Below are 24,827 nucleotides of genomic sequence, written 5' to 3' on the forward strand. Positions count from 1 at the left end.
AAGCCTAGGACGGCCCCGTGCAGACAATCCCTGGCGAAATGTGCAGATCTCATGCAGGGCTTGGTTAGCTTGGCCGGTGACCGATTCTCTGGACGCGACCGTGTCGCCCCTGGTTCCGCGGTATCTGCGGCGTCTCCGGCTGGACGACCTCACCGGCCCGCCGAGCCCCGAGTCCCTCGCCCGCCTGCACCGCGCGCACGTCGAACGGGTGCCGTACGAGACGTTCCACATCTGGCTGAGGCATCCGACGACCGTGGACGCCCTGGAGTCCGCCGGCCGCGTGCTGCGCGGCAGGGGCGGCTACTGCTACCACCTCAACGGCGCGCTGGCGCTGCTGCTGGAGGCGCTGGGGTACCAGGTGACCCGGCACATGGCCGGGGTGCAGGGCTCGGCCGCCGACCCGGCGGGCGCCCGGGGCAACCACCTGGCGCTCACGGTGTCCGGCCTGCCGACCGCGGCCAATCCGGGCGGCGGGTGGCTGGTGGACGTGGGGCTCGGGGACGGGCCGCACGAGCCGGTGCCGTTGGTCGAGGGCGTCCACCGGCAGGGCGCGTTCGCGTACGGGCTGCGGCCCTCGGAGGCCGAGCCGGGCGGCTGGCGCCTGGAGCACGACCCCTCGGGCAGCTTCCTCGGCATGGACCTGCGTCCGGGGGCCGTGCCGATGTCGGCGTTCACGGCCAGGCACGAGCAGCTGTCCACCTCGCCGGACTCGTCGTTCATGACGGCGCTGTGCGTGCAGCGGCGCGACGCGGCCGGGGCGGACACCCTGCGCGGCCTGGTGCTGACCAGGACCGGCTCGGGCGCGACGCGCACGACGCTGCCGACTCCGCGCGACTACTTCGAGGCGCTGGCCGACGTCTTCGGCCTCACCCTGGAGGACGTGGACCCGCGGGAGAAGGACGCGCTGTGGGAGCGGCTGACCGAGGCGCACGAGAGCTGGCTCGCCACCAGGGCGTCCTGAGAGGGTTCAGAGCCGGTCGCGCAGCTCCCGCTTGAGGATCTTGCCGACCGCGTTGCGCGGCAGGCCCTCCACGACCTGCAGCCGCTCGGGCAGCTTGTAGGAGGCGAGGCCCTTGTCGCGCAGGAAGGAGACCAGCGCGGGGAGGTCGACGTCGTCCCGGGGCACGACCACCGCGCACACCCTCTCCCCCAGCACCTCGTCCGGGTACCCCACGATGGCGGCCTCCATCACGGCGGGGTGCCCGGCGAGCAGGCCCTCCAGCTCGGCGGCGGAGATGTTCGTGCCGCCCCGGATGATCAGGTCCTTCGTGCGGTCCACGAAGCGCAGGTACCGCCCGCCGGGCCCGGCGATCTCGAAGACGTCCCCGGTGACCAGGTAGCCGTCCTCGTCGAAGGGGTCGGCCGCGGCCGTGCCGGGCAGGTAGCCGGCGAAGACGGTCGGCCCGGACAGGCGCAGCTCGCCCGGCCGCCCCGGCTCGGTGACCTCTTCTCCCGTGGAGGGGTCCACGAGCTTCACGCGGGTGGCGGCGAGCGTGCCCGGCCAGTCGCCGGCGGCGCCGGGCCTGGGGAAGAACCGGGCGCGCTCCTCGGGGTCGGGGATGTGCACCGGGTCCGACAGCAGGGCGATGCCCTCGTTGGAGCCGAAGAAGTTGATGATGGCGATGCCGTGCCGCTCCTGCCAGCCCTTGACCATCCACGGCGGCAGCGGCGCCGAGCCGGAGCCGATGCGCGTCAGCGACGCGATGTCGTAGCGCTCCAGCATCTCGGGCTTCTGCAGCAGCATGGTGAGCAGGGCCGGCGGGGCGAGGGTGTAGGTGACGCGTTCCTCGGAGATCTGGTCGAGGTAGACGAGAAGGTCGAAGGGGTGGTGCTGGACCAGCACGAACCCGGTGCGCAGCCAGGGCAGGAAGACGCCGCCGATGCCGGCCATGTTGACCATGGGGAAGGGGTTGAGCACGACGTCGTCGCCGGTGAGCGCGGGAGCGGCGGTGGTGGTGTTCTCGACGGCGAACCAGTCGTAGTGGCAACGGGGCACCCCCTTCGGGGTGGCCTCGGTGCCGGAGGTCCAGCAGATCGTCACGCAGTCGTTGGGGTCGGTCTCGAGCCCCTTGAGGTGCGCCGCGAGCACGGCCGGGTCGGCGGTCGCCGTCTCCAGGTCCCGCGCCGGGTCGCCCCAGGCCAGGACGACCGGGGGCGCGGGGACCTCCAGCCTGCGGACGATCTCGGCGTTCTCGCGGTCGCCCACCCGGTCGGCGGTGACGAACACCTTGACATCGGCCATGGTGATGACCTGGGTGAGCTCGTACTCGCGGTACTGCACGGGCAGCGGGGTGATCACGGCGCCGATCCTGGCCCCGGCCAGGAAGGTCACGGCCAGCTCCACGCTGTTCGGGAGCTGGACCGCCACCACGTCGCCCGCCGCGGCGCCGGACTCCAGCAGGACCGCGGCGATCCTGTCCACCTCGACGTCGAGCTCGGCCCACGACAGCCGGCGGACCGCGCCGTCCATCAGGCTCGGCTTGTTCGGCGGGTCCACGATCGCGACGGCGCCCGGCCGCGCCGCGACCTTGTCCCGGAACAGCCGGTCGACGGTGTCCCCGGTCCACCAGCCGTCCCTGGTGTACTGCTCGACACGCTCGTGCGGGTGCAGCCCCATCGCGACTCCCATCGCAGGATGGGGGCGACACTATGGAGCCCGGAGCGGGCGGGTCAATGGGTCCGGCGAGATCTTCACCGAGCCGTCTCCGGCGCCGGAATTCAGGCCTGACCGGGGGTGGCGGACAGGTCGAAATGGATCTCGCGCCGGGCCAGCACCTCGTCGCAGTGCCGGCACTGGAGCACCGGGCGCAGCGGCGATCCGCACGGCTTGTGCGTGATGTCCAGGTCGGATCCCTCGGGGCCGGGAAGCTCGCGCTGCGCCCAGTACACGAGGAAGGCGAAGACCTCGAAGAACGCCAGCCCCCTGTCGGTGAGACGGTACTGGCGGCCGGTGGCGGGCTGGAGCACGCCGAGCTCGACGAAGCGCTTGAGCCGGTCGGTGAGCACCGAGGGCGCGATGCCGAGCTCGTTCTGGAAGTCCACGAACCGTCGCACGCCGAGGAAGGCCGCCGCGAGGACGCTGGTGCTCCAGCGGTCGCCGAGGATCTCCAGCGACGAGGGGCAGTAGCCGATGATGTCGGTGCGGAAGTCGCCGCGCGGGGTGGTGCGGCGGTGCTGGCGGGCCAGGCCGACCCGGGAGAAGGTGGCCAGGGGACCGCGCTCGGTGTGGGTGTCGCGGGCGGTCATCGGCTTGTGGCAGGACCCGCAGGCCAGGTACGGGTGCGCGTCGTGGCCGCAGGAGTGGTGGATCAGCGGCAGCAGGTCCTCGCGGCCGGCCCAGTCGCGCTCCCAGCTGTAGATGGCGACGAGCAGGGACCACAGCCGCAGGCCGGCGTCGCTGAGCCGGTACTCCAGGCGGGTGCGGCCGTCGCGGTACGCCTGCTGGACGAAGATGCCGTTCTTGACGAGCTCTTTCAGGCGGGCGGCGAGGACGGACTCGGAGATGCCGAGCTCGTCGCGCCAGCCGGCGAACGTGCGGATGCGGAGCAGGAACGCCCGCTGGAGGATCAGCAGGACCCAGCGGTCGCCGAGGATGGACAGGCCCCGCCCGATACCGCTGAGCTCGGGCGCCTCCTCGGTTCCGGGTCCGCCGATCGTGGTCTCGCCCGCGGGGGCGCCGTCGGCGGCGTTCCCCCCGGGCGCGTCGATCGGGTCGACGGCGCTCACCCCCCGTCCGGCCGCGGCGCGGGTGGCCCCGACCTCGACCGGTGTTTCCTTGGTCTTCACCGCGCCCACTTTAAACACCGCCGGTGAACGGCGGGCCATGGTCGCGCGTTGACTGGCTGACTTTCTTTATCATAGTTTCCTGGAATGAGGGAACAACCGATGGCGGCCGCGACGGTCCTGGACGAGTCCGGCGAGCCGAATCCCTATCTCCTCGGCGTGTACGCGCCCGTACACGAGGAGATCACCGCCGGGGACCTGACGGTCATCGGCGAGATCCCGCGCGACCTGAACGGGGTCTACCTGCGCAACGGGCCCAACGCGCGCCACCCGGTGCGCGGCCGCTACCACTGGTTCGACGGCGACGGCATGGTCCACGCCATGCACTTCGAGAACGGCACGGCCCGCTACCGCAACCGGTACGTCCGCACCCGCGCCTTCGACGCCGAGTCCGCCGCCGGCAGGGCGCTGTGGACGGGCGTCATGGAGAACCCCAAGGGCAACCCCGCCGGCAACACCCGCGGGATCCCCCTGAAGGACTCCGCCAACACCGACCTGATCTTCCATCGGGGCAGGGTGCTGGCCACCTGGTACCTGTGCGGCTCGCCGTACGCCCTGGACCCGCTGTCCCTGGAGACCCTCGGGGCCGAGACCTTCCTGGACACGCTGACCGGCGACTTCATGGCCCACCCCAAGATCGACGAACGCACCGGCGAACTTTTCTGGTTCGACTACGGCCCGCGCCCGCCGTACCTGCGCTACGGCGTCGTCGGCGCGGGCGGGACGGTGGAGCACCTCGTCGAGATCGACCTGCCGGGGGCGCGCCTGCCGCACGACATGGCGATCACCGAGAACCACGCGGTGCTGATGGACCTGCCGCTGTTCCAGGACCCGGAGGCGTTGCGGCACGGACGGTACAAGCTGACCTTCGACCGCGGGCTGCCCTCGCGCTTCGGGGTGATCCCCCGGCGGGGCGCGGCCGGGGACGTCCGCTGGTTCGAGGCCAAGCCCTGCTACATCTACCACGTGGTCAACGCCTGGGAGTCCGGCGACGAGATCGTCATGGACGTGTGCCGGGTGTCGCGCCCGGCCCCGAGCGGCTCCGGCAGCCCGCTGTCGCGCATGCTGTCGTACCTCAAGCTGGACGCCCGCATGTACCGCTACCGCTTCGACCTGCGCACCGGGCGGACGTCGGAGGGGTTCGTGGACGAGGAGCAGAACACCGAGTTCCCCTCCATCGACGCCCGCAGGACCGGGCAGGCCACGCGGTACGCGTACAACGTGACCGTGAAGAAGGCCGACACCAACCTGTTCGACGGGCTCGTCCGGTACGACAACGTGACCGGCGAGCGGCAGCACCACCGCTTCGGCGAGCACCGTTACGGCAGCGAGGCCCCCTTCGCGCCCCGCGACGGCGCCACCGGCGAGGACGACGGCTACCTGGTCACCTTCGTCACCGACGAGCGTGAGGGGACCTCGGAGGTGCAGATCCTGTCCGCCGCCGATCTCACGGCCGGGCCGCTCGCCCGTGTCCTGCTTCCCCGGCGGGTGCCGCTAGGATTCCACGCCACCTGGGTGCGCGCGGACCAGCTCAGGTGAACCGCATCACCGAATGCGGGGGCGAGGGTCCGCACGGGCTCTGGTAGGACCGGCCCCGCATGGGGTTGACTAGGCGTCAGGCATGCCCGGGGTGGTCGGCATGCCTGACGGGGCACGGCGCCTCCCGCGGCCGAGGGCAGGTGTTTCACGGATGAGGCTCAGCGTCTCGCTGGGGCTGTGGCAGGACCGTCCGGCGGACGAGGCGGTGCGGACCGCGCAGATCGCGGACGAGCAGGGCTACGCCGAGGTGTGGGTCGGCGAGATGGCGACGTACGACGCGTTCGCCCTCGCCACGGCCATCGGCATGCGCACACGCCGCGTGGGGCTCACCGTCGGGCCGCTCGCGGTGACCGTCCGCGACCCCATGATGATCGCCATGGGCGCGGCGTCCGTGGCCGGCCTGACGGGCAGGCCCGTCCACGTCGCGCTCGGCACCTCCAGCCCCGTGGTGGTCGAGGAATGGCACGGCAGGTCCCGCGCGGGCGCGAGCACGGCGCTGCGCGAGGCCGTCCAGGCGCTGCGGCCGCTGCTCGACGGCGACAAGTCCGACTTCTCCGGCGATCAGGTCTCCTGCACCGGATACCGGCTGCGGCTCCCCGCGCCCCGGTGCGGGCTGACCGTCGCGGCCTTCGGGCCCGCCGCGGTGGGCGCCGCCGCGCTCGCCGACCGCATGGTGCTCAACCTGCTCACCCCCGCCTCGGCGGCGCGGCTCATCACCGACCTCAGGCTGCTGAACCCCGCCACCCGGGTCGCCGCCTGGGTCGTCGCCGCCGTCGACCCCGACGCCGCCGCCATCGAACAGGTCCGCCGCGGCGTCCTCCCCTACCTCGCCGCGCCCGGATACGGCGAGATGTTCGCCGAGGCCGGGTTCGCCGACCTGGTCGCCTACGCGCGCACCCGGCCGCACCCCCGCGACCTGCTCCCCGCCATCCCGGACGACCTGCTCGAATCGGTCGCGCTGATCGGCGACTCCGTGGAGATCATGGACCGCCTCGACGCCTACGCCGAGGCGGGCGTGGACGAGGTCGCCCTGGTCCCCGTCAGCACCGACACCGACCCCTACGGCGAGACCACGCTCAAAGCCCTCGCCGAAGGCTCCTCCGGCTGAAGGCCCCTGACCGCCCGTCACGCGGCCGTCCGCACGACCGCGTGACGAAAACCCTGGTCAGCGGCCGATCTGGCGGCGGCGGATGCGGCGGAGGCGGGCGCGCTGGGACTCGTCCAGCATGAAGTACACGGCCACCGGCGCGCCGAGGATCGCCACCACGAGCAGCAGGTCGATCGGGGTCGGCAGCAGCAGGAAGACGAGCACGGAGGCGATCGCCGCGCCGACGTAATACTTTCCGAGTGGCGACATGGCCGGGCCTTTCTCTTCGCCGAGCGGGGGACCTCCCCACACGCCATTCTGCGTCGTCACCTCAACGAGCGACCGACGGGCGCGAGTTCCGCCCGCACGACGTGAAGGACCACACCCTTTTCCGGCCGCCACGTGCTCCGACGCGGCCGCGTCCGGCCGGCTCAGAGGTTCGGGTCTCAGAGCCGGCGCGTCAGCGGGTCGTCACGCGGCGACGGCGTCGAGCTGCTCCTGCACGCGCTGGGCGACCTTGCGCTCGATGAAGAACGACAGGAAGGGGATGGTGCCCGCGAGCAGCACTCCCACCGTGTACGGCCAGGACCACCGGGCCTTCAGCCCCAGGTTGAGCGCGGTCAGCAGATAGACGGCGTAGACGAAGCCGTGCACGGGGCTGACGATGGCGGTGGGCGTGGCGTTGCCGAAGCCGTACTTCACGACCATGGCGGCCACGAGGGCGAGCAGCATGCAGCCGACGACGTAGGCCATCACCCGGAAGGGCTTGAGCGCGGATTCCACGACGATCATTACCTCGCTAGCGAAACGGTCCCCACACGATATCCCGCCCCCACCGCGCCCCCTCCCCCGGGACACGTGCCGCCGCCGCTCCCCCACCTGTCCACAGGCGTCCCGCCCCCACCCGTGTGACCAACCCCACGCGGTCCCACCGGCGAGACGCCCCTGGGGAAGCCGCCATAAGGCGGCCAGAGGGCCTGAACCGCGGTCCGCGGACGCTGTCCCCTGCGGAAGGCCGCCGATCTGCCGTGCTTCTCCAGGTGTTCGCCGGGGAGATCGGACCGAGGGCGGGACCATGAGGTGGGGCGGATAGCGTGGAGGCATGCTCCGGACGCTGTTCTCGCCACGCCTCGTGGGACTCCACCTGGTGACGATCGGGGTGCTGATCTCCTTCACCCTCCTCGGGCGCTGGCAGCTCGGAGTCTTCGAGGATTCGGGCAAGCCTCACGCGGCCACCGACCCCGCGCCGGTCGCCCTGTCCACGCTCGTGCAGGAGGGCAAGCGCGTCCCCGTCGAGGCGCTGAGCCGGCGGGTCACGGCGGAGGGCACGTTCGACGCCTCCCGGCAGTTGCTCGTCGCCGAACGCGCGCCCACGGTGGAGACCGGCGGCGGCGCCCAGAAGGACGCGGGCTTCTGGCTGCTCACCCCGCTCAAGCTCGCCGACGGCAGCCTGATGCCGGTCGTGCGGGGCTGGATCGCCACCGCCTCCGACCCTGGGGCGGCCGTCCCGTCCGGCCAGGTCCGGCTCTCCGGGCGCGTCCAGCCGTCCGAGCCGAGCGACTTCGCCAGGCGCAGGACCGCGCCCCTCCCCGAGGGGCAGATCGCCACGGTCACGACCGCCCAACTGATCAATGTCTGGCACGGCGCCCGCCTCCACGACGGCTTCGTGGTCGCCACGAGCCAGGTGACCCCGGCCCCGGCCGGCGGCCCCGGCCAGACCTCGGCCGCGCCCGAGACGCCGGAAAGCGCGCAGGCAGGGAGCCAGGGACGACAGGACCTGCGACTCGTCGCGGTACCAGGGCCGACCGCCTCAGGCGGATTCACCTGGCGCAACCTGGCCTACGCCGCCCAGTGGTGGATCTTCGCCGCCTTCGCCGTGTTCATGTGGTTCCACTTCGTCCGAGACGCCGTACGCACCTCCCGCACCGCCTCAACGGAAACGTCCACCGCCGCGCTCGGCACCTCCCCCCAGGCCTGACCCCCCAGAAGACCATCGGCCGCGAAGCACCCAAGCCACAGCGTGACAATGGTTCGCGGTGAAGGGTTTGTAGATGGGTGAGGGGTGGGGGGCGCGGGTTCGGGTGTGGGGGTTGGGGTGAGGAGTGGGGGGTGTACCTACGCCTAACTGGCATAAAGGGCGTCAAGGGGTGCGTCGGATGGCTAAAGTCGAGGCATGTCCGAACCTCAGATTGACCCTGCCGGGAACACCCAGCAGTTCAAGGCCTTCGCCCAGCGTCAGGAGCCCGAGGCGGCCCCGCCACAGCGGTCCTACCTGGTGCCGGCCATCGTCGCCGTCGCCGCCGTCATCGTCATCGCAGTGATCGTCTTCCTGGTCGTTCGCTGAGTAGCGGTACCTCGACCGTCCCCCGGGAACCCATACCTGCCCGGTCGCCGGGTGGGGAGTTCTTCCGCTGATCGCCCAGCGTGAAGTTCTTCCCGCTGGTCGCCCGGTGACAACCGCCTTCCGCTCAAGCCGCCTGCGCCGCCGGAGTCTCCCGTCGGCGCTCTTTCCCGTGCCCGGACGCCGAAACCGCCCGCCCCGCCCGCCAGGAGCGGGGCGGGGATGTCATGGGCGGGAGGAGAGGACCAGGGCGCTGCCGCCGCCGCGGCGGGTGGGTTCGGCCACTGCCTGGACCTTGCCGCGGCCGAGGAACTCCAACGCCGTGGCGGCGCCGAGTTCGCCGGCGGGCGGGCCGGGGGCGGCCACGAACGTGTGTCCCTTGGCGTTCAGCTCGAGGCCGTAGCGGTCGACGAACGCCTGCTCGGCCTGGGTGTCCCGGATGTTGCGCTGGCTGGCCCTCGGGGCCGCGAGGGCGGCCGGCAGGGTCATGCCGAACTCGAAGCGGTTGACGAGGATCTGCAGCACGGTGGTGATGATCGTCGCTCCGCCGGGCGAGCCGACCGCGAGCAGCGGCCTGCCGTCCTTGAGGACGATGGTCGGGGCCATGGAGGAGCGGGGACGCTTGCCGGGGGCCGGGAGGTTCGGGTCGCCGGGGGCGGGGCCGAAGGTGAAGTCGGTGAGCTCGTTGTTGAGCAGGATGCCGCGCCCGGGGACGACGATGCCGCTGCCGCCGGTCTGCTCGATGGTGATGTTGTAGGCGGCGACGTTGCCCCAGCGGTCGGCGACGACCAGGTGGGTGGTCTCAGGGCCCTCGGGCTTGTCGGGCCCGTCCGGGGTGGGGGTGACGGAGTTGCCCTCGAACTGGCATCCGGTGTAGGAGCCGTCGGGGGATCCGGCGGAGGCGGGGTGCGGCATCGCGAAGTCGCCGATCAGGCAGGCGCGCTCCTTGGCGAAACCGTCGGAGAGAAGCTCTTCGAGGGGCACGTCGACGTAGTCGGCGTCGCCGACGAACACGTTGCGGTCGGCGAAGGCGAGCCGCGACGCCTCCAGGTACTCGTGCAGCCCGACCTTGGGCAGGGCCTCCAGGATGTTGAGGGCCTCCCCCACCGTGGAACCGCCGGAGGACGGCGGCGCCATGCCGTAGACCTCCAGGCCGTTGTAGGAGACCTTGGCGGGCTCGCGCTCCAGGGCGCGGTAGGCGCGCAGGTCGGAGGTCCGCATGAGGCCGGGGCGGACGACGCGGGTGCTGCCCGGCTTGAGCGGGGGCGCCTTGACCGTGGCCACGATCTCGTCGCCGAGCCGGCCCTTGTAGAGCCAGTCGCCGCCGCGGCGGCCGAGCTCGCGGTAGGTGGCGGCGAGGTCGGGGTTGCGGAAGGTGGACCCGACGGGCGGCGGGGCGCCGTTCGGCAGGTAGAGGGCGGCGGTGGAGGTGAAGTCGGCGAAGCGCGCGGCGTTCAGGACGGTCTGGTCGTAGAAGGTCTGGTCGACGGTGAAGCCGTGCTCGGCGACCTCGGCGGCGGGCTTGAGCGCCTGCTTGAGGGAGACCGTGCCGTAGCGGCGCAATGCCAGCTCCCACTGGGCCACGCTGCCGGGCACGCCGACCGAGAGCCCGCTGGTCACGGCGTCGTTGAACGGGATCGGGGCGCCGTTCTCCTGCAAGGAGGTCTCGGTCATGGCCTGGGGGGCCTTCTCACGGCCGTCGATGGACGTGACCCTGCGCCGCTTGGCGTCGTAGTAGACCAGGAAACCGCCCCCGGCGAGGCCGGCGGAGTAGGGCTCGGTGACCCCGAGCGTGGCGGCGCCGGCGACGGCGGCGTCCATGGCGTTGCCGCCCTGTCTCAGGATGGCGAGCGCGGCCTTGCTGGCGTCGAGGTCGACGGTGGCGACCGCGCCGCCGTAGCCCTCCGCGACGGGGACCTTGGCCGGCCCGCCCTGCTGCCGCGACTGGACGGCCTGCGTCTCGCCGGGCGCGGCCTGCGCGCTGCCGGGCGGCACGACGAGAGAGAGGGACGCGGCGACGCCCACGAGCGGCACGGCGAGGCGACGGAAGATCATGGCGGACCCCATTCCCTAGATCGCATCAGCATTGACTCACAGCTTCACAAGAGCGGTCAATCACGACCGGGAACCTTGTGGGAACACCGCGGGCACGGGGCCACGGCGCCCCTGCGGTGGGCAGCGCAACGGTGATGCGGACATGCACGACTCCTCGCCTGTGATCACACGGTCACCATCCGTCATGGAGTGTAACCGCCGCCCCCGGCAGGAGTCCGCCGGGCGTGTACGACGACGAACGTAGGCGGCGCTGCCACGGCGGGACGATGCGGGCGGTCGTCCGGCTGGCATACCGTTCAGGACGTGCGCGCGAAATGTCCCCGTCGGCTCTTCGAACCCCTGCTTCCGCTGGTGGTGGCCGCGTTCCAGCTCATGGGGTCGGTGGGCGCGCAGAAGGTGCAGATCCACCCCTCGGACCCGTACACCCGCGTCCCGCTGGAGTTCCCCGGCTTCGCCCTGCTCGCGGTCGCCCCGATGATGCTGATCATCCGGCACGCGCGCCCGGTCCTGGCGATGTGGGGGGGGATCCTCGCGACGTCGGTCTACATCCACGCCGGGTACTCCTACGGCCCGGTCTTCCTCGGCCCGGTGATCCTCATCTTCAACGCCGTCGTGCGCGGGCACCGCCGTGCCGCGTGGATCGCCTCGGCGTTCCTGTTCGCGTGGGTGATGTCGTACCTGATCTGGGTGGTCGGCAAACGGCCGCTGGACTGGACCCACCACGCGGGGGTGGCGGCGGGCATCCTGGTCGTGCTCACCGCCGCCGAGGTCGTGCGCACCCGGCGCGAGCAGCGCGCCGAGCGCGGGCGCACCGAGGAGGAGGAGTCCAGGCGCCAGGCCAGCGAGGAGCGCCTGACCATGGCCCAGGAGCTGCACGACGTCCTCGGGCACAGCATCTCGCTCATCCACGTCCAGGCGTCCACGGCCCTGCACCTGATGGACGAGCACCCCGAGCAGGCCCGCACGGCGCTGACGACGATCAAGCAGGCGAGCAAGGACGTGCTGACCGAGATGCGGTCGGTGCTCGGCGTGCTGCGCGAGGACGCCCCGCGCTCCCCCACGGCCGGGCTGGCCCAGCTCGACGAGCTGATCGCCCGCAGCGGCCCCGCGGTCGTCAAGAAGACCGTGGGGAGGGCCCGGCCGCTGCCGCCGGGCGTCGAGCGCGCCGCGTACCGCATCGTCCAGGAGGCGCTGACCAACGTCACCAAGCACGCGCCGGGCGCGCGCGCCACCGTGACGCTGATGTACGGCGCGGACGTGCTGACCATCCGCGTGGACGACACCGGGGCGACGGCGCCGAGCGTGTTCGGCGGCGAGGGCGGCGGCGACGGCGTCCCGGGGATGCGCGAGCGTGCCGCGGCGCTGGGCGGCTCCCTGTACGCCGGTCCCCTCCATCCCGGCTTCCGTGTCGAGGCCAGGCTTCCCGTCCCGCCCGTCAAGGGCCCCGATCCTTCCGAGGACACCGAGTGATCAAGGTACTGCTGGCGGACGACCAGGCTCTCGTCCGCGCGGGGTTCCGCGCCCTGCTCGACGCCCAGGCGGACATGACCGTGGTGGCCGAGGCGTCCGACGGCGCCGAGGCGATCCGCCTGGCCGGGGAGCACGGGCCCGACGTCGCGCTGATGGACATCCGCATGCCGGGCATGGACGGCCTCACCGCGACGCGCGAGATGCCCCCGGCGGTGAAGGTCATCATCCTGACCACCTTCGAGCTGGACGAGTACGTCTTCGAGGCGCTGCGCGGCGGCGCGAGCGGCTTCCTGGTCAAGGACACCGAGCCGGCGGAGCTGATCCAGGCGGTGCGCGTGGTGGCGGCGGGCGAGGCGCTGCTGTCCCCGAGCGTGACGCGCCGCCTGATCGCCGAGTACGCCAGCAGGGCCAAGGAGCCGAGCGTGACGGCGGGGCTCGACCAGCTCACCGAGCGGGAGCGCGAGGTGCTCACGCTGGTCGGCGCCGGCATGACCAACGACGAGATCGCCGCGAAGCTGTTCATGGCGCCCGCCACGGCCAAGACCCACGTGAGCCGGGCGATGATGAAGCTCCACGCCCGCGACCGCGCCCAGCTCGTCGTCATCGCCTACGAGTCGGGGCTGGTCAGGCCGGGCTGGCTCTGACTCATGCCACGGGCCCGGTGGGCGCCCGCGTACCACCCGGGGAGTACGGCGGAGGACGCCGGGACCCGCCGTACGCGGTAGTGGGAGACGCGTCGCCAGGCCGATGCCGCGCCCGCCGCGGCGGAGGAAAGTAAGGGCATCGGATGACTCCGACCGACGAGATAGCGAGGAGAACGCAGATGCCCTACGCGCATTGGGGCGCGGCGCCGTGGTGGCCGGTCCTGCCGCTGTTCTGGGCCGCCTTCTGGGTCACGATGGCCGTGCTGTTCCTGAGGGCCCGCGGGCGCGGCTGGAGCCCGCGTACGGCGCCCTGGGCGTCCGGCGGCGGCGCGCGGGTGGCCCCGACGGCGGCGGCCGAGAAGATCATCGCCGAGCGGTACGCGCGCGGCGAGCTGGGAGACGACGAGTACTTCCAGCGCCTGGCGGTGCTCAGGGGCGGCTTCGACTGACGCCCTGGGCCGGTTAGCGAACTGTGACTGGCCGCCTCCCCCGCTCGCGGTTACCCTCCGTAAGGGTTCGCTGACGCGAAGGACGCAGGGAGGACACGGGTGCGCTCGCGAGTACGGTCCGGCCGCGCCGTGGCCGCCCGGTGACGCCCGCCGCGCTGTTCGCCGGCGGGTTCGCCGCCGGGCTGGTGGCGGGGGGCGCGTCGTGCGCGGCGGTCCAAGGGGGCGTGCTGATCGGCCTGGCGCGCACGGGCGGGCGCGCCGCCGTCCCGGCTTTCGTGGCCGGGCGGCTGGTGGCGCACACGGCGCTGGGGGCCCTGCTGGGCGCGCTCGGCGAGGTCGTGCGCATCCCTCCCGTGGCACGGGCCGCGCTGCTGGTGGGCGCGGGCGTCACGGTGATCGTCTTCGCCGTGCGGCTGCTGCTGCGCCGTCGCGGCTCCTGCGCCCCGGACCATGAGCGGACCGATGGTGAACCCGCGCGATCGCGGCCCTGGACGGGGGCGGCCGCGCTCGGCGCGGGCACCATCCTGATCCCGTGCGGGGTCACGCTCGGCATGGAGGCCGTGGCGGTCTCCTCGGGGGGCTGGCTCGGCGGCGCCGCGGTGATGGCCGGTTTCGTCACCGGCACCTCGCCCGCGTTCGCGCTGCTCGGCCTGCTGCTGCGCCGGGTCGCGGCGACCAGGCTGAACGTCCTGGCCGCGGCCGCGGCGATCGCGGCGGGGGCGGTGACGATCGTGGCGGGCCTGCGCCTCGGCGGGTGGCCGCCCGGCCTGGGCGCGCCCGCCGGGGCCGCCGCGGCGGGGGCGCGCGTCCTGCCGGACGGGACGCAGGTCGTGACCGTGTGGTCGACCGGGCACGGCTTCCTGCCGGGGGTCGCCGGCATCGAGGCGGGGCGGCCCGCCGAGATCGTGTTCCGCACCCGGGACAACCAGGGGTGCACGCGCACGCTGACCATCCAGGGGCGGGACGTCGCGCTGCCGGTCACGGGCGAGCGCGTCGTGCGGCTGCCGCCGCAGCGGCCGGGGAGGCTTCGCTATGTATGTGGAATGGGGATGTACGTCGGATTTATCAACATAAACAGACCCCAGCTCTCCGCTTCGGGCACCCCGCCACCAGGCGGTCCAGCCCGCTGACAGGCGGGTCAAACGCGTTCCGCCGGACGGCAAGAAGCCGTCGATTACGTTCCATCTCTTTGGATCACGTGCGACTCTGTCCCCCATGAGGTGGCATGGGGAACAGGAGGCGGCGGTCGCGCGGCCCGCCGTGCCGAGGCCCCGTACGCCCGAACCCCCCGCCGCGCCCGGCGAGGGGGACCTGATCGCCGCCGCCCACGCCGGCGACCCCGGGGCCGCGCACCGGCTCGGCCGCATGTACGCCCAGCGCGGCGACCGGTCGGCGGCCCGCCACTGGTGGGAACGGGCCGCGGGCGCCGGCAACATCGACAGCGCCTACAACCTCGGCGTCTGGCACGAGAAGCACGGGACCCTCGACGAGGCGATCACCTGGTACGAGCTCGCCGCGGGCGCGGGCGACGCCGAGGCCGCCGCCAACCTGGCCATGCTGCTCCTCGAAGAGCGCGGCGACGTCCCCGGCGCGCGCGGGTGGTTCGAGGCCGCGGCGGCGGGCGGCTCCCGCCCGGCGGCACGCCGCCTCGCGCTGCTGTGCGAGGACGCCGGGGACGACGCGGCGGCCCGCGTCTGGCACCAGTACGCGGCCTCGGCCGGCGACCTCGCCTCCGCCCACGATCTCGCGTTCCTCTGCTACACCGCCGGGGAGGAGGCCCAGGCCCGCGCCTGGTGGGAGTACGCCGCGCGGGCCGGGCACACCGACGCCGCGTACCACCTGGGGCGGCTGCTGCACGCCGCCCGCGACCCGGAAGGCGCGGAGGCGCTGTACCGGCTGGCGGCCAAGGCCGAGCATCCGGGGGCGGCCTCGCAGCTCGGCAGGCTGGCGCTGGCACGGCGCGACCTGCGCGCGGCGCGGGCGTGGTTCGAGCGGGCCGCCCATTTCGGCCGGGTCGAGGACCAGCGCATGGCCGGGTTCGTCTGCGTCGAGCTGGAGGATCCGCGCGCGGCCGGCCACTGGTTCGGCCGCGCGGCGGCCGGCGGCGACCCCGAGTCCGCCTACAACTTCGGCCTGCTGCTCATCGTCGAGCACGACGACCTGCGCGGCGGCCGGCACTGGCTGCGCCAGGCGGCCGTGCGGGGCCACCGCAAGGCCGCGGAGGAGCTGGCCACGCTGGAGTCGGTGATGGGCCCGGAGGCGGGCGGTACGGCGCGCTGGACCTCCGGCGTGCCCCCGTTCTGGGACAGGCCCGTGGAGCCGGAACCGGCCGCGCGCGCCGAGCTGGCGGTCGCGGCGGCCTCCCGGCGCGGCGGGACCGCGCCGCGCCTGGCCGACCTGACCGAGATCCTCGGCACGTGGGACCTGCTGACCCGCCGGCTGCGCGAGCCCGCCGACCTGGCGGGCGTCGTCGCGTGGCTGGCCGAGCGCGGCGGTCTGCCGGCGAGCGCGGTGGAGCACCTGGCCTCGGTGCGCATGACGGTGCTCTGCCCGGGCACGGGGCCGTGGCCGGCGCCGGCCGAGGTCGAGCACGTGCTCGCGGCCGCGCGGCGGCTGCGCGAGCGTCTCGGCCCGTCCTGACGCACGGCGAGGGCGGCAGGACGTCTGGACGCACGGTGTGGGAGGCCCGGATCCGGCGGGCCGCCACAGGACGTCGTGGGCCGGAGCCCGTGTGCTAGGCCAGGACGCCGGAGGCCGCGGTGTACGGCAGGCCGTGGGCGTCGGCGACGGGCTGGTAGGTCAGCCGGCCGTCGTGGGTGTTCAGGCCGAGGGCCAGGGCGGGGTCGGCGCGCAGCGCCTCGCGCCAGCCGAGGTCGGCCAGCTTGACCGCGTAGGGCAGGGTGGCGTTGGTCAGCGCGTTCGTCGAGGTGTTGGCCACCGACCCGGGCATGTTGGCCACGCAGTAGAACACCGATCCGTGCACCTTGTAGGTCGGGTCCGCGTGCGTGGTGGGACGGGAGTCCTCGAAGCAGCCGCCCTGGTCGATGGCGATGTCGACGAGCACCGACCCCGCCTTCATGCGCGAGACCAGCTCGTTGGAGACGAGCGTCGGGGCCTTGGCGCCCGGGATGAGCACGGCGCCGATGACCAGGTCGGCCTCCAGGACGGCCTGCTCCAGGGCGTAGGCGGTGGAGACGATGGTGCGCAGGCGGCCCTGGTAGATCGCGTCGATGTGGCGGAGCCTGTCGATGTTGACGTCCAGGATCGTCACGTCGGCTCCCATCCCGACCGCGACCTGCGCCGCGTTCAGGCCGGAGACGCCGCCGCCGATGACGACGACCTTGGCCGGGGCCACGCCGGGCACGCCGCCGGGCAGCACGCCGCGGCCCCCGTTGAAGCGCATCAGGTTGTAGGCGCCGACCTGCGGGGCCAGCCGGCCCGCCACCTCGGACATCGGGGCCAGCAGCGGCAGGGAGTTGCCGACCTGGACCGTCTCGTAGGCGATGCCGGTGACCTTGCGCTCCAGCAGGGCGTCGGTGCACGGCCGGGACGCGGCGAGGTGCAGGTACGTGAACAGCACCTGGCCCTCGCGCATCCGGTGGTACTCCTCGGCGATGGGCTCCTTGACCTTGAGGATGAGGTCGGTCTCGCCCCACACGGCGTCCGCGCCGTCGAGGATCTTGGCGCCGGCGAACAGGTACTCCTCGTCGGTGATCTGCGAGCCGAGACCCGCGCCACGCTGGACGTAGACGTCGTGGCCGTGGCGGACGAGCTCGTGCACGCCCGCCGGAGTGGCGGCGACGCGGTACTCGTGGTTCTTGACCTCGGCAGGCACGCCGATCTTCATCGCGGATTCCCTTCTGATACTCGGATGACCGTCGGCGCGAGCCGGGCGCGGACGTGGGACGGCGAGGCCTGACGCTACAGGCGGTTCCAGGCCTCGGTGAGGACGGAGCGCAGGATCGACTCGATCTCGTCGAACTGCTCCGGGCCGCTGATCAGCGGCGGCGCGAGCTGGACGACCGGGTCGCCCCGGTCGTCGGCCCGGCAGTACAGGCCGGCGTCGAACAGCGCCTTGGACAGGAAGCCTCGCAGCAGACGCTCCGACTCGCCTTCGTTGAAGGTCTGCCGGGTCTCCTTGTCCTTGACGAGCTCGATGCCGTAGAAGTAGCCGGAGCCGCGGACGTCGCCGACGATCGGCAGGTCGCGCAGCTTCTCCAGCGTGGCGCGGAAGACGGGCTCGTTCCGCGTCACGTGGCCGAGGATGTCCTCGCGCTCGAACAGGTCGAGGTTGGCCAGGGCGACCGCGGCCGAGACGGGATGGCCGCCGAACGTGTAGCCGTGGGCGAACATGGCCGTGCCCGACTCGAACGGCTCGAACAGCCTCTCGGAGGCGATCATCGCGCCGATCGGCGAGTAGCCGCTGGTCAGGCCCTTGGCGCAGGTGATGATGTCGGGCACGTAGTCGAACTTCTGCCCGCCGAACATCGTGCCGAGCCGGCCGAAGGCGCAGATGACCTCGTCCGAGACGAGCAGCACGTCGTGGGCGTCGCAGATCTCGCGCAGGCGCTGGAAGTAGCCGGGGGGCGGCGGGATGCAGCCTCCGGCGTTCTGCACCGGCTCGACGAAGACGGCCGCGACGGTGTCGGGGCCCTCCATCTCGATGGCCTTGCCGACCTGGTCGGCGGCCCAGCGGCCGAACTGCTCGGGCGTCATGCCGGGCACGCCGGTGATCTCGTCGGCGCGGTAGTGGTTGGTGTTCGGCACGCGCACCGAGCCGGGGACGAGCGGCTCGAAGAACTGCTTGAAGGCCGGGATGCCGGTGATCGACAGGGCGCCCTGCGGGGTGCCGTGGTAGGCGATCGCCCGGCTGATCACCTTGTGCTTGAGCGGCTTGCCGGTGAGCTTGAAGTACTGCTTGGCGAGCTTCCACGCGGTCTCGACGGCCTCGCCGCCGCCGGTGGTGAAGAACACGCGGTTGAGGTCGCCGGGGGTGAGGCGCGCGAGCCGCTCGGCCAGCTCGGCGGCCTTGGGGTGAGCGTAGGACCACAGGGGGAAGAAGGCCAGCTCCTGGGCCTGCTTGGCGGCCGCCTCGGCGAGCTCGGCCCGCCCGTGGCCCGCCTGCACGACGAACAGCCCCGCCAGGCCGTCGAGGTAACGCTTGCCGTGGATGTCGTAGATGTAGGCACCGTCGCCGCGCACGATGGTCGGCACCTCGCCGCCGCCGTGCGCGCTGTGCCGGGTGAAGTGCAACCACAGATGGTCTTGTGCTGCCTTCAGGACGGCGGCCGTGTCGGTCTCAGGCTGCGTCATGGCTATCTTCCTCAGTGATCTCGGCTCTTCCTCAGTGTGCATGCTTCACACGAGTGATTACAACTGGTTGCGCAGCGACACTATGCAAGAACCTCGGAATCCGCGATAGCGGTATGTAACAACGACGAAATCCGTTTGCGTCGACCAGGGAATCCGTATCCTGCGCCGCGCGCGGGGAATCCGGCCGCGCCATGGGGAGACCCCGATCTTTCGGGGAGTGGCACGTACCGGCGCAGGCCACTCCCGGTCTGTGATGCAATGTGTCGGATCAGACAAAAGACGATGCGGGGTGACATGCAGTCGTGACTCCTGAGGAAACCGGTACCGGGAACGCAGGGGCCTCCGAGGGCTTCCACTACCTGGAGGCCATCGAGAAATCCATCACGGCACAGATGCCGAGGGCCGTCGACGAGTTGATGCGGCTCGTCTCCATCCCCTCGGTCGCCTTCCCCGGCCACCCCGAGGAGCCCGTGCTCGCCGCCGCCGCGGCCACCGAGGAACTGCTGCGCAGCACCGGCCTTCCCCACGTGCGGCGCATCCCCGTCGAGGGCAGCTTCCCGGCCGTGTACGCCGAGGCGCCCGCTCCCCCGGGCGCGCCCACCGTCCTGCTGTACGCGCACTACGACGTGCAGCCCGCCGGGGACCCGGCGCTGTGGCGCACGCCCCCGTTCGAGCCCACCCTGATCGACGGGCGGCTCTACGGGCGCGGCGCGGCCGACGACAAGTCGGGCATCATGGCGCACGTCCTCGCGCTGCGCGCCTTCCAGGGCCGCTTCCCGGTGGGCATCAAGGTCATCATCGAGGGCCAGGAGGAGTACGCCGGCGAGCGCCTGGAGGAGTTCGTCGAGCGGAACCCCGACCTGCTGCGCGCCGACGCCATCATCGTGGCCGACGTCGGCAACCCCGCCGTGGGCGAGCCCGCGGTCACCACCTCGCTGCGGGGCCTGGCGGCGTTCACGATCGAGGTGCGCACGCTGAAGGAGTCCCTGCACAGCGGCTCGTTCGGCGGCGCGGCCCCCGACGCCCTCGCCGCGTTGATCCGCATGTTGGCGAGCCTGCACGACGACAGGGGCGACGTCCGCGTGCCCGGCCTGCCGCGCGGCATCTTCCCCGGCGCGGGGCCCGAGGAGCACGGGTTCCGCCAGGCCGCCGGAGTGCTGGACGGCGCCTCGCTGGTCGGCTCCGGCTCGCTGGCCGACCGTCTGTGGTCGTCCTACGCGATCACGGTCACCGGTCTCGACGTGCCGAGCGTGAACGGCGCGATCAACGCCGTCCAGGCGGTGGCGCGGGCCCGCGTGACGGTCCGCGTCCCTCCGGCGGGCGACCCGGGCAAGGCCGCCGCCGACGTGCTGGACTACCTGCGCAGCGTCGCGCCGTGGGGCGTCCAGGTGTCCGTCACCGACCAGGTGCTCGGCTCGGGCTACCTGGCCGACGGCGGCGGCCGGGCGCGCGCCGCGCTGAACCGCGCGCTGGAGCGGGCGTACGGGCGCACGCCGCGCGACATCGGCGCGGGCGGCTCGATCCCGCTGGTGTCCACGCTGGCCAAGCAGTTCCCCGCGGCCGAGATCCTGCTGTTCGGCGCCGAGGACGAGGCCGCCGCGATCCACGCGCCGAACGAGCGGCTGGTCCTGGACGAGCTGCGCCGCACGGCGATCGCCGAGGCCCTGTTCCTGGCGGACTACGCCGCCTTCTGAGTTCCCGGCCCGCGCGCTCGTCCCCGATGCCCTCGGCGCGGGGACGAGCGCCGTCCTGCGGGCGCCGGGGCGTCAGGGGCGGGTGAAGCAGCGGAGCAGGCGGCGGCACTCCTCCTCGACCGTCTCCGGGCCCGGCGCGCCGGCGGGCAGGATCTCGCCGAGCGCGCCGGCGACGAGGTCGCGGGCCTTGCGCTCGGCGTCGTCCTGGGCGCGGCCGACCGCGAGCAGCAGTTCCTCGGCCAGGGTGCGGCTGTCCGCGCGCGTGGCGCGCGGCGCGAAGACCACCTCGCGCACCAGGCCGTCCGCCGTCGTGGTGACGCGGACGCGGCCGTCCCCGGCCTCGCCCTCGCCGACGATCGCGGCGAGCTCCTCCTCGGCGTCCCGCGCCCACGCGAGGACGCGCGCCGCCCGCTCGGCGTCCTGGTCGATGTCGCCGTCCCGCCAGGCGGCGGGATCGGGGTGCAAGCCGTACACCATCACTCCTTGCCCGCGTGGGAGGTCATCCGGCCTCGCGGGCGATCCGCTCGACCCGCTGACGGACGAAGCGCTCGTCGAGCGCCTCGGGGAGCGGCGCGGCGCGCTCCGCCGCCCGCGCGGCGATGTCCCGGGCGCGCCGGCCCGCGGCGTCCTGCGCCCGGCTGATCGCCGCCAGCGCCTCCCGGCCCAGCTCCTCGGGGCTCAGCCGCATGACGCGCGGGTCGAACCGGACGGACGTGAGCCGCCCCCGGCCGTCGGCGGCCACCGACATGAGGCCGTCCGCGCCCTCGCCCTCCCCGGTGACCCGGGCGATCTCGTCCTGCGCCTCCATGAGGCCGCGCAGGGCGTCCTCGGCGCCGCGGACGATCAGCTCCAGGTGTTCGAGGTCGTCGGTCCACGGGGTCGGCGACGGTGACGACACGGCTGGCTCCCTCCTCGGGGGTCGGCGTCTCGTCAGGATGCTAGCGGCCGATCATCGATCCGGCGGCGAATCCGGACGCTCTCCATCTGAAGCGGGCAGTCCCGACGAACGCCGTAATACCCAGCGAACCCCCACGATCATGGCTAGCCTGCGGGCATGGAACGGGGCTTTGACATGACCCACGAGACCCTGGAGGCGTCCGCGACGCGCCTGCGGGTCCACGGGGCGGAGTACGCGTCCGCGGTCCGGGCGCTGACCGCGCGGGGGGACGGCGCGGCGTCGTGGGGGGACGACGGGCTGATGGGCCCGCTGGTCGCCGCCTACGTCCAGTGCAAGGACACCGCGCTCGCCGCGTTCGCGCACATGGGCGACGTGGTCGGCGCCACGGGCGACGCCATGGGCGCCGCGACCGGGCGGGTCAGGTTCGTGGAGGACGACGTGACCGGCGGCCTGGACGACCTGGGCGGATCGGACGTCCCGGGGGCCACATGGACGTGATGCTGCCCCCGTGGGCCGCGACCGTCCTCAACCTGGCCGGGGTGCCCTGGCCGAACATCCGCGAGAGCGAGCTGCGCGCGGAGGCGCAGGCGTGGCGCGACCTCGGCCGCCTCTCCGGCACCGCGGCGCAGGGCGCGGACGGGACCGTCCTGCGCACCTCGGGGACCTACCAGGGAGCGTCCGCGACGGCCCTGTCCGGCCACTGGGACAGGACGGGCGGCGGCGGGCACCTGGGCCTCGCCGCGCACGCGACCCGCTACGCGCCCGTGCTGCTGGACGGCGCCGCGACCGTCGTCACCGGCACCAAGATCGCGATCATCTCGCAGGCGGCGGTCGCCGCCGTGCGGCTCGCGTCCGCCATGCTCGCCGGCGGCCCCCTGGCGCTCGGGACGGCCACCGCGACCGTGCTGGCCACGCGGTACGCCATGGCGAGGATCCTGCGCGAGGCCGGCGAGGGCGGAGCCCGGGTGCTCGCCCCCGGCCTCACCCGCCGGGTCACCGAGCCGCTGGCGAACATCCTCAGGAGCGCGCGCGGCCCGGGCGGCGGGCCGGCCCTCGCCGGGGCCGGGGGCCGGGTGGCCACGCCGCGGGGGTTCGGCGCGCCGGGGCGTGGCGGGAACCCGCTGGACGACCTCATGATGACGATGGGGCGCGGCAAGAAGGGCGGCGGTGGCGGCACCTCCGGGCACGCGCGCAAGCGCCAGAGCCAGCGAGGCATCAGCGACGACATGGTGCAGCAGGCCATCGCGACCGGGCGGCAGGTTCCCGGGAAGACCGCCGACACGGTGGTGCACCTCGGCCGTCATGTCGCCGTCGTCAGGAACAAGAAGACCGGCAAGATCATCACGACGTACCGCCGATAGGAAGAGGACTTCACCCGTGCGGATCGAATACGACGAGGAGAACGACGTCGCGTACGTCTACCTGGTCGACCACATCGGCCAGGGCGAGGCCGAGACACAGGTCCTCGTCGATGCCGACGCCCTGCGGGGCGAGGCCATCCTGGACCTGGACGCCCAGGGCCTGCTGCTCGGCATCGAGATCATCGGCGCCTCCCAGGTGCTGCGCCCCGAGCTGCTCGCCCAGGCCCACGACCCCGAGGAGCTCTGACCCCGCGTCTCACCGGGCCGCGGCGGCCTCGCGCAGCGCCTCCAGCAGGGCCGTGGTGGCGGGCGGGTCGGGAGGCTCGCCGTAGGTCGCGGCGAAGACCCGCCGGGACGCCCCGGGCAGCGCGGTCACCCGCACGCCCGGGTGCCGGTGCGCGGACAGGGCCAGGGCGGGCAGCACCGTGACCCCGAGACCGGCCGCGACCATGGCCTGCACGGCCACGTAGTCGTCGGTCGTGAACGCGACGGCGGGCTCGAAGCCCGCCGCGGCGCACAGGTCGAGCAGGTGGCCGCGGCAGCGGTCGCACCCGGCGATCCACTTGGCCCCGGCGTACGCGGCCGGCACGTCGTTCCCCGCGTCACGGGCCGCGGGATCCGCCGCGCCCGCCGTCACGAGGAGGGTCGGATCCTCGAAGAGGGGCGTGAGGCGGACGCCGCCGTCCTCGGCGAGGTCCTGGCGGCCGTGGTGGAACGTCACCGCCACGTCGGCCCGGCCCGCCCGCAGCATGGCGAGCGCCTCGGGCGGCTCGGCCTCGGCCAGCCGCAGGTCCAGGCCGGGATGGGCGCGCGCCAGCCGGACGGCGGCCGCGGGGACGAACGTGCCGAGCGCGGAGGGGAACGCCGCGAGCCTGACCCGGCCCGCCCGCATGCCGACGTGCGCCGCCAGCTCGGCCGAGGCCGAGTCGAGCCGTCCGATGATCTCGGCGGCGCGGTCGGCGAGCAGCCGGCCCGCCTCGGTGAGCCGGACGCCACGGCCCGCGCGCCGGATCAGGACGGCGCCCGTCTCGGCCTCCAGCCGGGCGAGGTGGTGGCTGACCGACGGCTGTGAGTAGTTCAGCTCTCTTGCCGCCGCCGTGACCGAGCCGGTCCTGGCCACGGCGTCGAGGACGCGTAGCCGCAGGATGTCGAGCATTCATCAATCGTATCGATGGGTTCGCCCGGGAATTGGCATTGGACTTATGGGTGGACGATGGCCGACCGTGGGAACGTGACCGCCACGCCTCCGTCCATCACCGCCGTCCTCGACGCGGCCCGCCTGGTCTCCGCCCACCTGCCGCGGACCCCGATGTGGTCCTACCCCGTGCTCAACGAGCGGCTCGGCGCGGAGGTCCACGTCAAGCACGAGAACGTCCAGCCCACCGGCGCCTTCAAGGTGCGCGGCGGCATCAACCTGCTCGCCCGGTTGCCGCGGTCCCGGCGCGAGCGCGGGGTGCTCGCCTACTCGACCGGCAACCACGCCCAGTCCATCGCCTACGCGGCGCGCCTGTTCGGCGCGCCGTGCACGATCGTGATGCCGGAGAACCCGAACGAGGCCAAGGTCGCGGCCGTGCGCGCCCTGGGGGCCACCGTCGAGATCAAGGGCGCCACCATGGTCGAGGCGGGCGAGCACGCGGCCGCGCTCGCCGGGGAGCGCGGCCTGCATCTGGTCGGCGTCGCCGACGACCCGGACCTGATCGCCGGGGTCGGCTCGCTCTACCTGGAGATGCTCACCGAGCGGCCCGACCTGGACGTGATCGTCGTGCCCGTGGGGGCGGGCACGGGGGCCTCGGCGGCGTGCCTGGTGACGCGGGCCGTCGCGCCGCGCTGCCGGGTCGTCGCGGTGCAGTCCGCGGGCGCGCCCGCCGCGCACGATTCCTGGCGCGAGGGACGGCTGGTGCGGCGACCGGTGCGGACCGCCGCCGACGGACTGGCCACGGGCTCCGCCTTCGCCCTGCCTCAGGAGATCCTGCGCGGGCTGGACGACTTCGTGCTGGTCTCCGACGACGACATCAGGGCCGCCCAGTGGCTGCTGCTCAGCGAGGCGCACACGCTGGCCGAGATGGCCGGCGCCGCGCCGCCGGCGGCGCTCCTCGCCCGGAAGGACGCGTTCGCGGGCCTCAAGGTGGGCCTGGTCTGCACGGGCGGCAACGCCGGGCCGGCCGAGCTGCGGCGCGTCCTGGCCTGACGGGA

The 24,827-nt window shown here is 73.3% G+C and carries 25 protein-coding genes; 15 read left to right on the plus strand and 10 right to left on the minus strand.

What is annotated here, in order from left to right; all coding sequences use genetic code 11:
- Window positions 1-76: 76 nt before the first annotated feature.
- Window positions 77-961, plus strand: a complete 885-nt coding sequence (locus BJ981_RS01175; RefSeq protein ID WP_239139155.1) for an arylamine N-acetyltransferase family protein — start codon at window positions 77-79, stop codon at window positions 959-961.
- A gap of 6 nt (window positions 962-967) precedes the next feature.
- Here the strand turns inward: BJ981_RS01175 and BJ981_RS01180 are convergent, their stop codons facing one another.
- Both BJ981_RS01180 and BJ981_RS01185 read right to left on the minus strand, forming a co-directional pair.
- Complete coding sequence (locus tag BJ981_RS01180; protein ID WP_239139154.1) at window positions 968-2,629, minus strand: class I adenylate-forming enzyme family protein; 1,662 nt, start codon at window positions 2,627-2,629, stop codon at window positions 968-970.
- Window positions 2,630-2,718: 89 nt separating this feature from the next.
- Window positions 2,719-3,786 (minus strand): winged helix-turn-helix transcriptional regulator, encoded by a 1,068-nt coding sequence (locus BJ981_RS01185; protein WP_184607893.1) that lies wholly within the window; start codon window positions 3,784-3,786, stop codon window positions 2,719-2,721.
- 99 nt (window positions 3,787-3,885) lie between these two features.
- Between BJ981_RS01185 and BJ981_RS01190 the strand changes: the two genes are divergently transcribed.
- The gene (locus tag BJ981_RS01190; protein WP_204070169.1) at window positions 3,886-5,322 is read left to right on the plus strand and encodes a carotenoid oxygenase family protein; all 1,437 of its coding nucleotides are present in this window, start codon (window positions 3,886-3,888) and stop codon (window positions 5,320-5,322) included.
- Between the two features lie 151 nt (window positions 5,323-5,473).
- The gene (locus tag BJ981_RS01195; RefSeq protein ID WP_184607895.1) at window positions 5,474-6,430 is read left to right on the plus strand and encodes an LLM class F420-dependent oxidoreductase; all 957 of its coding nucleotides are present in this window, start codon (window positions 5,474-5,476) and stop codon (window positions 6,428-6,430) included.
- A gap of 57 nt (window positions 6,431-6,487) precedes the next feature.
- Here BJ981_RS01195 and BJ981_RS01200 read toward each other — a convergent pair whose 3' ends face one another.
- Together BJ981_RS01200 and BJ981_RS01205 are read right to left on the minus strand one after the other, a co-directional pair.
- A complete protein-coding gene (locus BJ981_RS01200) occupies window positions 6,488-6,679 on the minus strand; it encodes a tail-anchor membrane protein (protein WP_184607896.1) in 192 nt (63 codons plus the stop codon).
- A 201-nt stretch (window positions 6,680-6,880) separates the two neighbouring features.
- Window positions 6,881-7,201: a DUF3817 domain-containing protein gene (locus tag BJ981_RS01205; protein ID WP_184607897.1), complete on the minus strand. Its 321-nt coding sequence runs from the start codon at window positions 7,199-7,201 to the stop codon at window positions 6,881-6,883.
- A 310-nt stretch (window positions 7,202-7,511) separates the two neighbouring features.
- Between BJ981_RS01205 and BJ981_RS01210 the strand changes: the two genes are divergently transcribed.
- On the plus strand, window positions 7,512-8,387 hold the full coding sequence (locus tag BJ981_RS01210) for an SURF1 family protein (protein WP_184607898.1): 876 nt from the start codon (window positions 7,512-7,514) through the stop codon (window positions 8,385-8,387).
- A 195-nt stretch (window positions 8,388-8,582) separates the two neighbouring features.
- Entirely contained in the window at window positions 8,583-8,753 is a 171-nt protein-coding gene (locus BJ981_RS01215; RefSeq protein ID WP_184607899.1) for a hypothetical protein, read from the plus strand.
- A 222-nt stretch (window positions 8,754-8,975) separates the two neighbouring features.
- Here BJ981_RS01215 and ggt read toward each other — a convergent pair whose 3' ends face one another.
- Window positions 8,976-10,805 carry a gamma-glutamyltransferase gene (gene ggt, locus BJ981_RS01220; protein WP_184607900.1) on the minus strand — a complete coding sequence of 610 codons (1,830 nt, stop codon included), beginning with the start codon at window positions 10,803-10,805 and terminating at the stop codon, window positions 8,976-8,978.
- A gap of 303 nt (window positions 10,806-11,108) precedes the next feature.
- Here ggt and BJ981_RS01225 point away from each other — a divergent pair, with 303 nt between their 5' ends.
- The 5 genes from BJ981_RS01225 to BJ981_RS01245 all read left to right on the plus strand — a co-directional run bounded on the left by BJ981_RS01225 (window position 11,109) and on the right by BJ981_RS01245 (window position 16,008).
- Complete coding sequence (locus BJ981_RS01225; protein ID WP_184607901.1) at window positions 11,109-12,275, plus strand: sensor histidine kinase; 1,167 nt, start codon at window positions 11,109-11,111, stop codon at window positions 12,273-12,275.
- Window positions 12,272-12,919, plus strand: coding sequence for a response regulator (locus BJ981_RS01230; protein WP_184607902.1), 648 nt, complete (start codon window positions 12,272-12,274; stop codon window positions 12,917-12,919). Before BJ981_RS01225 ends, BJ981_RS01230 begins: the two co-directional genes overlap by 4 nt.
- A gap of 179 nt (window positions 12,920-13,098) precedes the next feature.
- Window positions 13,099-13,368, plus strand: a complete 270-nt coding sequence (locus BJ981_RS01235; protein ID WP_184607903.1) for an SHOCT domain-containing protein — start codon at window positions 13,099-13,101, stop codon at window positions 13,366-13,368.
- A gap of 140 nt (window positions 13,369-13,508) precedes the next feature.
- Window positions 13,509-14,498 (plus strand): sulfite exporter TauE/SafE family protein, encoded by a 990-nt coding sequence (locus tag BJ981_RS01240; protein ID WP_184607904.1) that lies wholly within the window; start codon window positions 13,509-13,511, stop codon window positions 14,496-14,498.
- Window positions 14,499-14,583: 85 nt separating this feature from the next.
- Window positions 14,584-16,008 carry a tetratricopeptide repeat protein gene (locus BJ981_RS01245; RefSeq protein WP_184607905.1) on the plus strand — a complete coding sequence of 475 codons (1,425 nt, stop codon included), beginning with the start codon at window positions 14,584-14,586 and terminating at the stop codon, window positions 16,006-16,008.
- Between the two features lie 94 nt (window positions 16,009-16,102).
- Here BJ981_RS01245 and ald read toward each other — a convergent pair whose 3' ends face one another.
- Both ald and BJ981_RS01255 read right to left on the minus strand, forming a co-directional pair.
- Window positions 16,103-17,215: an alanine dehydrogenase gene (ald, locus tag BJ981_RS01250; RefSeq protein ID WP_184607906.1), complete on the minus strand. Its 1,113-nt coding sequence runs from the start codon at window positions 17,213-17,215 to the stop codon at window positions 16,103-16,105.
- A gap of 74 nt (window positions 17,216-17,289) precedes the next feature.
- Window positions 17,290-18,681 (minus strand): aspartate aminotransferase family protein, encoded by a 1,392-nt coding sequence (locus tag BJ981_RS01255; protein ID WP_184607907.1) that lies wholly within the window; start codon window positions 18,679-18,681, stop codon window positions 17,290-17,292.
- Between the two features lie 302 nt (window positions 18,682-18,983).
- Between BJ981_RS01255 and BJ981_RS01260 the strand changes: the two genes are divergently transcribed.
- Window positions 18,984-20,375, plus strand: a complete 1,392-nt coding sequence (locus BJ981_RS01260; protein WP_275422293.1) for a M20/M25/M40 family metallo-hydrolase — start codon at window positions 18,984-18,986, stop codon at window positions 20,373-20,375.
- Window positions 20,376-20,447: 72 nt separating this feature from the next.
- Here BJ981_RS01260 and BJ981_RS01265 read toward each other — a convergent pair whose 3' ends face one another.
- Window positions 20,448-20,852: a YbaB/EbfC family nucleoid-associated protein gene (locus tag BJ981_RS01265; RefSeq protein ID WP_184607908.1), complete on the minus strand. Its 405-nt coding sequence runs from the start codon at window positions 20,850-20,852 to the stop codon at window positions 20,448-20,450.
- 22 nt (window positions 20,853-20,874) lie between these two features.
- Window positions 20,875-21,273 (minus strand): YbaB/EbfC family nucleoid-associated protein, encoded by a 399-nt coding sequence (locus BJ981_RS01270; protein WP_184607909.1) that lies wholly within the window; start codon window positions 21,271-21,273, stop codon window positions 20,875-20,877.
- A gap of 156 nt (window positions 21,274-21,429) precedes the next feature.
- Between BJ981_RS01270 and BJ981_RS01275 the strand changes: the two genes are divergently transcribed.
- Genes BJ981_RS01275 through BJ981_RS01285 form a run of 3 tightly spaced genes read left to right on the plus strand, consistent with a single transcriptional unit; the run spans window position 21,430 to window position 22,881 of the window.
- Window positions 21,430-21,771, plus strand: a complete 342-nt coding sequence (locus tag BJ981_RS01275; RefSeq protein WP_184607910.1) for a hypothetical protein — start codon at window positions 21,430-21,432, stop codon at window positions 21,769-21,771.
- A complete protein-coding gene (locus BJ981_RS01280) occupies window positions 21,762-22,634 on the plus strand; it encodes a DUF4258 domain-containing protein (protein ID WP_184607911.1) in 873 nt (290 codons plus the stop codon). Before BJ981_RS01275 ends, BJ981_RS01280 begins: the two co-directional genes overlap by 10 nt.
- Before the next feature lie 16 nt (window positions 22,635-22,650).
- The gene (locus tag BJ981_RS01285) at window positions 22,651-22,881 is read left to right on the plus strand and encodes a DUF2283 domain-containing protein (protein WP_184607912.1); all 231 of its coding nucleotides are present in this window, start codon (window positions 22,651-22,653) and stop codon (window positions 22,879-22,881) included.
- Between the two features lie 9 nt (window positions 22,882-22,890).
- Here the strand turns inward: BJ981_RS01285 and BJ981_RS01290 are convergent, their stop codons facing one another.
- Entirely contained in the window at window positions 22,891-23,790 is a 900-nt protein-coding gene (locus tag BJ981_RS01290) for a LysR family transcriptional regulator (RefSeq protein ID WP_184607913.1), read from the minus strand.
- Window positions 23,791-23,865: 75 nt separating this feature from the next.
- On the opposite strand from BJ981_RS01290, the gene BJ981_RS01295 reads away from it, so the two are divergent.
- Window positions 23,866-24,822 (plus strand): threonine ammonia-lyase, encoded by a 957-nt coding sequence (locus BJ981_RS01295; protein WP_239139153.1) that lies wholly within the window; start codon window positions 23,866-23,868, stop codon window positions 24,820-24,822.
- The last annotated feature ends 5 nt before the right edge of the window (window positions 24,823-24,827 follow it).

It is taken from the genome of Sphaerisporangium krabiense (assembly GCF_014200435.1).
Classification (GTDB): Bacteria; Actinomycetota; Actinomycetes; order Streptosporangiales; family Streptosporangiaceae; genus Sphaerisporangium; species Sphaerisporangium krabiense.